Genomic DNA, 1422 nt, shown 5'->3' on the forward strand with positions numbered 1-1422 from the left:
TAATGCTGTTCACTTAAGCATTTGAGCTCACGCCGGGCTTCCAGGAAAATCCGATGCCAGCTATCTGGCATCGGATTTTTTATGTCTGTTCAACAGCATCTGCTCGACCTTGGCGACCTTTTCAATTTTTCTGATCTGAGCACCTTTACTCAAAACATCCCTATCGAATGGGTAGCATCAGCTCTGGATCTCTCCAGCCAAGCCACGGTCAGGCGTCGTCGCTTGCCCGCAGACCAGGTGCTTTGGTTGGTGTTAGGGATGGCGCTGTTTCGAGATGAGCCCGTACACGAGGTCGCCAGACGGCTGAACATCTGTGCCCAAGGCTTGGCGACAGATCATCTTCTGGCCCGCAGCGGTGTGACTGAAGCTCGCAAGCGACTCGGCTCTGACCCCGTCGAATGGCTTTTTCGCAAAACTGGCAATCAATGGGGTGGCGAGCGTTACCCCGAAGATACGTGGCAAGGACTCCAGGTGTTTGCCGTGGACGGCGCACTGTTGCGCACGGCGGATACGCCTGAGTTGCGCGATCATTTCGGCTCGGGAAACACCTCGACCGAGCGTCAGACCCCATTTCCCATGCTGCGCCTTGTGGCTTTGATGAATGTACGTTCGCACTTGATTCTGGATGCTCAACTGAGCCCTTATCGACGCAGTGAAATGCGTTTGGCTGACGAGTTCCTGCAACAGGTCCCGGATCATTCGGTGACGCTGTTCGACAAGGGGTTCTGGAGCGCTGAATTAATGCTGAGCCTGAGCGACCAAGGGCTTAACCGGCACTGGCTGACTCCGGCGCGCAAGAATCTGGTCAGCGAGGAAGTGGTTCGGTACGGCAAGCACGACCGCTTGGTACGAATGAAGGTGTCGCAGCAGGCAAGAAAGCGAAATCCGGACTTGCCGACTCATTGGGAGGTGCGCGAGGTCAGCTATGAGGTGCAGGGCAAACTGAAAACAGTCGTGACCTCGCTCCCAGCCGGGACTTACAGCGCCAAGGCCGTAGCCGGGCTTTATCAGGAAAGATGGGAAATCGAACTGGGTTTCAGGGACATCAAAAGCTCGATGCAGCAGAACGCGGTCACCTTGCGCAGCAAGAAAACCGACTTGGTTTACCAGGAAGTCTGGGGGTTGCTGCTGGCGTACAACATGATTCGTCGGGAGGCAAGCCAGGCTGCCGTGGCTTTTGGTCGAGCGCCGTCGGACATTCGGTTCAAGCCGGCCTGTCAGTACATCGCCGTTCAGTTGATCGTGATGGCAGCGGCCAACCCGATTTCAGCGACAGGGAGACGATTGGCAGAGCTAAGAGCGGGTGTTGGAGGGATGTTTCTGGATCACCGCCCCAGGCCTTCAAGGCCAAGGACGGTGAAGATTTCAAAAACCCGGTATCCGGTAGATCGTAAGGCTGCTCCGCTTAAGTGAACAGCATTA

The 1422-nt window shown here is 56.0% G+C and carries 1 protein-coding gene; it reads left to right on the forward strand.

Annotation, left to right across the window (positions count from 1 at the left end):
* The first annotated feature begins 81 nt into the window (after positions 1-81).
* Positions 82-1413 (forward strand): IS4 family transposase, encoded by a 1332-nt coding sequence (locus tag BZK31_RS24540; protein ID WP_083185870.1) that lies wholly within the window; start codon positions 82-84, stop codon positions 1411-1413.
* Positions 1414-1422 lie beyond the last annotated feature (9 nt).

The organism is Pseudomonas floridensis, from assembly GCF_002087235.1.
GTDB lineage: Bacteria > Pseudomonadota > Gammaproteobacteria > Pseudomonadales > Pseudomonadaceae > Aquipseudomonas > Aquipseudomonas floridensis.

Bases quoted from the DNA above. Each gene is read 5' to 3' on its own strand.
- BZK31_RS24540 (WP_083185870.1), top strand. From the start codon at position 82: ATGTCTGTTCAACAGCATCTGCTCGACCTTGGCGACCTTTTCAATTTT.